Genomic DNA, 6180 nt, shown 5'->3' with positions numbered 1-6180 from the left:
TTTACGCAAAATTTACGATAATTTTATTATATATCAATAAATTAAACCTTAACATACATTACTTCAATGACTACTAATTTAAAGTGTTATGAAAAAATTATACCATCTACTTTTTAGCCTTATACCGCTCTATTCAAGTTATGCTTTTGCTACTGGAGATGAAAGCTCTCCCGCTTTAAGCTTTTCAGGTAATGTATCATTGGCCAGCGACTACCGCTGGCGCGGCCAAACGCAAACCCAGAATGATCCGGCCTTGCAGGGAAACTTTGTTTTAAGCCATGCTTCAGGATTTTATCTTGCTGCATTTGCATCGAATGTTGATTTTGATGACGAAGTAAATTTAGAACTGGATCCCCAGATCGGCTATACAGCGCCAATCGCGCTAGGTTCAATCCATCCTGCAGTTGATCTTGGCATGCTGCGCTACAATTACATCGGCAACAGCGATTTAAATTATAATGAATACTATTTCAAAATGATCTTTAATGCGTTGCTGCATCAGAACGATAGCTTTACACCAAGCATAAGCTATACCTATAACTATGGCGGCAAAGCTGCCAGTGACAGTATAGGTAAAGATATCTCAAATTGGTATTTTAATGTCTTATATGCTACACCGATTGCTCAAACTAATTTTGGCACAAATGTTAGCTTAGGTTATTCCAAAGCAAATCAGGACATTTATGGTTCTGAAGCAAAAGACCATTTTTTTGATTGGAAAATTGGTGCAACTTACCGCTATAACCCAATGGGAATAAATGCAGAATTAGCAGCGTTTGGTAGTAATTTAAAAACCAAAGACTTTACAAGTCAAAATAAAAAAGGGGTAAAAACTGAAGCAGTATTCACCCTGACTAAATCTTTTTAAAAGTTAAATGCCAATAGTATCAGCAATACTATTGGCATAATTATTTTACTTGAGTAATTTCAATATATGATCTATCTCACTTCGATTAAAACCTCTTTCTTTAAAAATAGTATGAATTATTTTTTTCATACTTTTTGACGCATACTGGTATTTCTTTACTAAAATGTCAGAATCAATTTCCTGTAAACTATACTTCAAATACAATTCTTCATTGAGCTTCTGATTTCTAGCATCATGTTCATTATTTATCGTGTTATACATTTTTAAGAAGTTAAATATCCCAATGTTGTTCGATCAAAGTAATTTGGCTGTACATATACTGATGCTCAGCACGTTTAACTGCACACCATAATTCCATAAATCTTTTGCCGAGATATTTTTGCAAAACAGTATTCCGGTGAAAAAATGTTAAAGCATCCAGCTGATTCGTACTTAAAAAGTGCGGCTGATGTTTATTTTTTATCTGAGTGGCTTGCTGTGGAATTTCCAGATTCTGTGTCAACCCATGCAGTGTGCCGATCAAAATCAGGGCTGCAGTTAAATAAGGATTGCAATCCGCACCTGCAACACGATATTCCAAGCGTTGATTTTCATTGTCCGAACATGGTATGCGAATGGCCACATTGCGGTTATTCACGCCCCAATTAGCTTCTAAGGGCACATGGTTTCCAGCTTTAAACCGGCGGAATGAGTTTACATTCGGGGCAAGCACGGCCATGGACGGCGGCAGCAAGACTATCAGCCCGCTGATCGCCTTTAATAATTGCCGTGACGGTAAAGGATTCTGCTTCATGCTGAAAATATTCTGCTGGTCTTGATTTAACAAACTCATGTGAAAGTGCATGCCGCTGCCCGCTTTATTCAGATCAGGCTTAGCCAAAAAGCTTGCATGTAACCCATGTTCTACAGCGACTTGCTTAATGGTGCGCTTTAGCATCATGATCTGATCGCATAGCTTCAAAATATCACCGCTATGCTGAATATTAATTTCGTATTGCCCGGAAGATGATTCCGAGACTAAGCCTGTAATCTGAATCCCCTGCAAAAGGGCAATCCGTTCAATTTCATCCAGAACGTCTTGATATTTATCTTGCGCATTCACATCAAAACATTGATTTAAATAAATCTGATTGGAGCCAGATTTTTCATTGCTGTCAAATAAATAAAACTCCAATTCTACGGCCATGCAAGGATAAAAGTTTTGATCATGCAGCGCTCTTAAACTTTTTTTTAAAATATTGCGCGGTTCAACTTCGCAATCTTGATGATTGTCATCTTTCATGGTTAGGAATAACTGTGCCTTGGACTCTGGATTTAAAGCGCATGGCTGCAGGCTTCCCAATATAGGTTTACATAAATAATCCGGCTCACCGATCGATTTTCCTAAACCCGATTCTTCAATCACTTCTCCATCAAGACTCATGGCATAAATAGACATTGGGAAATAACAGCCTTGTGCAATATTTTTTAGACCTACAATATCTATGCGCTTGCCGCGGACATGACCATTCAGATCGTGCAGGCAAATCTCAACATGACGGGTATTGGGATAGCGCTGCAGATAGTTTTCGATTTCTTCTGAAAATAGAATATCTTCAATATCGCAGCATTGACGCGCAGATGGCATGGATTCAGGGACCGCTTCTTCGTCAGCTATATTATGTCTAGCCATGAGTAAATTACTCATTATTTTGTCCTGTTAAATATTAACAATGATCAAAATAAAACAAGTTCTACCGAATGTAACGTAAATAAACCGTAAAAAAGCACCCAACTAATATGATTATTTTTTAAACTATTAAAACCACGAAAAAGCTAATTTAAAATAAGTTAAAACATAAAAATAACAATAGACTCATGTAAAATAAATGGCATATTTAATATTAATAAATCTTCAAAAATCGCAAACCCACTCCCGGTTCAGTAATAATATATTTAGGCTGCACAGCATTATCATTTAACTTCACTCTTAATTTAGCTACCAGAATCCTTAAATAATGCGTATCTTCTTGGTGCGTTGCCCCCCACAGCTCTTTCAGTATTTGCGGCTGGGTAATCAATTGGCCTTTATTTTTCGCCAATAAATTCAGCAGCTGATATTCTTTGCGTGTTAAGGAGAGCAATTGTTGATTTAAAAAAACCTGCCGTTTGGAAAAATCGATTTTTAATACGCCATCATCAAAAATTGCCGTATAAACAGTACTATGTTGGTGCTGCCTAAGCAGTACACGAATGCGCGCCATCAGCTCCTGAACACTAAACGGCTTGGTAACATAATCATTTGCGCCAGCATCCAGAAGCTTCACTTTTTCTTCTTCATTTGCCCGCACAGACAGCACTATCACTGGAACGTGCGACCATGTGCGAAGCTCAGACAAAACCTCATAACCATCCAAATCTGGCAAACCCAAATCGAGGATCACTAAATCCGCGCCTTGCAAAGCTAGGAGTTCCAAACCCTTTTGGCCATTTTCAGCCAAAAGCGTTTTATAGCCTTGCGCTCTGAGTGCTATATCCAAGAATTTTCGAATCTGATTTTCATCATCAATAATCAAGACATTGGTCATGGAGCTGGCTGATTCATTCTGTTCTGGCATTTTCCCACCTAAAAGCTGCTAGATGCTTTAAGTAATTTGCTGAATAGGAAGCTTTATGCGGATACATGTTCCTTGATTGTTCTTGCCTGATGATGCCATGATTTTCCCCATATGCGCACCCACAATCGCTTTCACAATCGTCAAGCCCAAGCCTGTACCATATTGCCCGCGGTCACCGCGCTGCATGGTATAAAACATGTCAAAAATGCGTTCACGCTCATCTTCTGGAATACCCTGCCCCTTATCAGTTATGGCAATTTCGATCTCATTTTCATTCACCTGCTGCACCTCAATCATCACAGCTTTATTCTCTGGTGAAAATTTTGCGGCATTTTCCAGTACATTAAAAATGGCCTGTTCAATCAAGGCGGCATGTACAAATAAACTCAAAGATTCTTGAGGCGCATGCACTTCAACCAATGCATCTGGCATATAACGGTTTAAACGGCGCACTGCTGAACCGATCAGTTCATCAACTCCAATCCAGTCCCGCTTCAAGCTTAAGCCTTCATGGCCTAAACGGGTCATATCCAGTAGGTTTTGAATATAGCGGTCTAAACGTTCCCCCTCTAAATGAATCGCTTCCAGCAAGCTGTCCTGATCATTTTCATTCATGGAATGGCGGTAAGTGCTCAAAGTATCCGCTGCTCCAATCATCGACGCCAAAGGCGAGCGTAAATCGTGCGATACGGATGATAATAATGCCGAGCGCAATTTTTCCGTTTCAGAATTCACATTGGCTATTTCCAAAGCCTTGGTCAGCTGGGTGCGGAAAATCGCCTGCGCAAGATACTCTACCATGAGTTCAGCGAGCTGTTTTTGCTCCGTATTGATTACTGCTTGCACATCTTTAAGTTTCAACCCCACCACGCCTAAGCATTGCTTGGAAGCCAATAAGGGCAAAAACCACCACTCATTTTCCGTCAAGGTTTGGGTAAAGCGACCGGACGGTTGATGGTTTTTGAATGTCCAATCGGCTGAAATTTTTTCTTTATTACTCATGATAGTGGATGATGCTTGAGTTGCTGCAGTATCTGGGAAATACAGCCAGACATCTGCATTGAGATTTTTACTCAGGCTATGTTCAGCAATCTCCTTGATTTGTGCCAAATCTAATGCTGTGGACAGCTTCTGCCCTAAATCCTGCATAATGCTGTTATAACTGTTCGCCGTTTTGAGTGCAGTCACCTGCTCTTTCAAACGTGACGCTAATCGGCTCGAAATTAAAGCCGCGCCCAAAAATGCAATCACGGTGACAATCCCCTGATGTGCAGAAATCTGAAATGTAAATTGCGGGGAAATAAAGAAAAAATTATAAGCTAGAAAGAATAGGATGGCTGAAAAAGCTGCAGCCAGCATCCGTGTTTTTGATGCCACAAAAACCACAGCGGTGATAAAAATCACCGAAAGATCTTCAATCCCTAAATACTTTTCCCCTAAGCTTGCAATCACAATGCTGATGACCGTGGTGGCTAGTACGTACTGTATTTCTCTCAGCGACAAGAATGCCCTTTGAGTGAAAAAGGACAGATGCTTATTCTCTGCAATAATCGGCACAATACTGAGTTCAAAACTGGGCCGGTATTGCAGTAATTGATCAATCAAATTGAGCCTTAAATTCAGCGAAAACTTTTGCGGAGCCGCTTGTGCTAAAACCAAGGTTGAAATGCCGCGGTCCATCACATAATCAAATAAAGTTTTAGCATGTTGCTGGCCGTGAAGGACTTCTGTCATTCCACCCATTTGACGCGTTAAGTTTAAAGCCCGTTCAATTTCACGGCTTTGCGAGTTTTCCTGTTTATTCATGATTTGCGTATCATGAGAAAAAGCAACAACCGTCCATTTTGCCGCACGATGCTCGGCAATACGGCATCCAGTCCGAACTAAAGCTTCAGAATGCCCTTTGCCATCAATCATAATTAAGACATGATTTTTTAAGGGGATTTGAGCAAGCCCTTGAATGGCGAAATTTTCGCGTACATCATTATCAACATAATTGGCAACGGTTTGCATTGCCAGTTCACGCAGTGCCGTTAAGTTGGAGCTGTTGAAAAATCGCTGTAAGGCCTGTTCCGCCTGCTCAGGCACATAAACCTTCCCTTGGTTTAAGCGCTCCAACAGCTCATTCACAGGCAAATCAATTAAGCGGATATCTCTAATCCGTTCGAACACCCGGTCTGGCACGGTTTCAGTGACACGAATCCCAGTGATTTGATATACCACATCATTCAAACTTTCCAAATGCTGAATGTTCATGGTGGTAAAAACATCAATACCAGCATCTAATAATTCATTGATGTCTTGCCAGCGTTTTTCATGACGGCTGCCGGGCATATTAGTGTGGGCAAATTCATCCACCAAAACAATACTGGGCTTTTTATCCAAAACGGCATCTAGATTCATTTCCTCCAGATGCTGCCCTTGATATTCAATAGCCTTGCGCGGAATTATATCTAAACCAGAAATTAAATTTTCAGTTTCTCTACGGCCATGCGTTTCTACATAGCCAATGACGATATTAATACCCTGCAGCGCCAGTTCATGCGCACGAACCAGCATGGCAAAGGTCTTTCCCACGCCCGGAGCTGCGCCTAAAAAAATCGTCAGCCGCCCAGACTGATAACGCTGTGTATGTTGCAGCAAAACATCGGCTTTATTGGTTCGTGGATCAGTCATAGAAGTAATCTTTATTTATTGCTTTAAAAGATGTTTTTA

5 protein-coding genes are annotated in these 6180 nt (G+C 40.5%); 1 reads left to right on the top strand and 4 read right to left on the bottom strand.

The features are described 5' to 3' along the window. Positions 1–88 precede the first annotated feature (88 nt). Positions 89–868 (top strand): TorF family putative porin, encoded by a 780-nt coding sequence (locus tag B4H32_RS03150; RefSeq protein WP_004679614.1) that lies wholly within the window; start codon positions 89–91, stop codon positions 866–868. A gap of 45 nt (positions 869–913) precedes the next feature. Here the strand turns inward: B4H32_RS03150 and B4H32_RS12750 are convergent, their stop codons facing one another. From B4H32_RS12750 to B4H32_RS03135, 4 genes are all read right to left on the bottom strand, one after another. After that, positions 914–1129 (bottom strand): hypothetical protein, encoded by a 216-nt coding sequence (locus tag B4H32_RS12750; protein ID WP_004679615.1) that lies wholly within the window; start codon positions 1127–1129, stop codon positions 914–916. A gap of 10 nt (positions 1130–1139) precedes the next feature. After that, positions 1140–2555: a glutamine synthetase family protein gene (locus B4H32_RS03145; RefSeq protein WP_004679616.1), complete on the bottom strand. Its 1416-nt coding sequence runs from the start codon at positions 2553–2555 to the stop codon at positions 1140–1142. Between the two features lie 196 nt (positions 2556–2751). Then, complete coding sequence (locus B4H32_RS03140; RefSeq protein ID WP_004679618.1) at positions 2752–3465, bottom strand: response regulator; 714 nt, start codon at positions 3463–3465, stop codon at positions 2752–2754. A 27-nt stretch (positions 3466–3492) separates the two neighbouring features. Continuing rightward, positions 3493–6141, bottom strand: a complete 2649-nt coding sequence (locus B4H32_RS03135) for a sensor histidine kinase (protein ID WP_004682289.1) — start codon at positions 6139–6141, stop codon at positions 3493–3495. Positions 6142–6180: the final 39 nt, after the last annotated feature.

The organism is Acinetobacter sp. UBA2063, from assembly GCF_002333245.1.
GTDB classification, from domain to species: Bacteria; Pseudomonadota; Gammaproteobacteria; order Pseudomonadales; family Moraxellaceae; genus Acinetobacter; species Acinetobacter parvus.
The sequence above is the reverse complement of the archived record's forward strand: the minus strand, read 5'-3'. Positions and strand labels throughout refer to the sequence as shown.

Bases quoted from the DNA above. Each gene is read 5' to 3' on its own strand.
- B4H32_RS03150 (WP_004679614.1), top strand. From the start codon at position 89: ATGAAAAAATTATACCATCTACTTTTTAGCCTTATACCGCTCTATTCA.
- B4H32_RS12750 (WP_004679615.1), bottom strand. From the start codon at position 1,129: ATGTATAACACGATAAATAATGAACATGATGCTAGAAATCAGAAGCTC.
- B4H32_RS03145 (WP_004679616.1), bottom strand. From the start codon at position 2,555: ATGAGTAATTTACTCATGGCTAGACATAATATAGCTGACGAAGAAGCG.
- B4H32_RS03140 (WP_004679618.1), bottom strand. From the start codon at position 3,465: ATGCCAGAACAGAATGAATCAGCCAGCTCCATGACCAATGTCTTGATT.
- B4H32_RS03135 (WP_004682289.1), bottom strand. From the start codon at position 6,141: ATGACTGATCCACGAACCAATAAAGCCGATGTTTTGCTGCAACATACA.